The organism is Streptomyces hyderabadensis (assembly GCF_020404845.1).
In the GTDB taxonomy this organism is placed as follows: domain Bacteria; phylum Actinomycetota; class Actinomycetes; order Streptomycetales; family Streptomycetaceae; genus Streptomyces; species Streptomyces hyderabadensis.
This window is the reverse complement of sequence record NZ_JAIOJZ010000163.1, coordinates 1-306: the sequence shown is the minus strand read 5'-3', so window position 1 is coordinate 306 and position 306 is coordinate 1. Positions and strand designations below refer to the sequence as shown.

Below are 306 nucleotides of genomic sequence, written 5' to 3'. Positions count from 1 at the left end.
AACCTCATGACCCTTACGCCGCGCATCCGACAAACGCTCCAGCACCACCACACCCACACCCTCAGCCCAGCCCGTCCCATCCGCCGACGCCGAGAACGACTTGCAACGACCATCCGCCGCCAGCCCCCGCTGCCGCGAGAACTCCACAAACTGCTCCGGCGTGGCCATCACCGTCACACCACCCGCCAGCACCAGATCACACTCACCCGACCGCAGCGCCTGACCACCCAGATGCATCGACACCAACGACGACGAACACGCCGTGTCCACCGTCACCGACGGACCCTCAAGCCCCAGCACATACGA

At 65.7% G+C, this 306-nt stretch carries 1 protein-coding gene; it reads right to left on the bottom strand.

Translation table 11 applies throughout. The features are described from left to right. Nucleotides 1–306, bottom strand: a 306-nt coding sequence (locus K7854_RS37365) for a beta-ketoacyl synthase N-terminal-like domain-containing protein (protein WP_308112618.1), incomplete at both ends; no start/stop codon positions are given.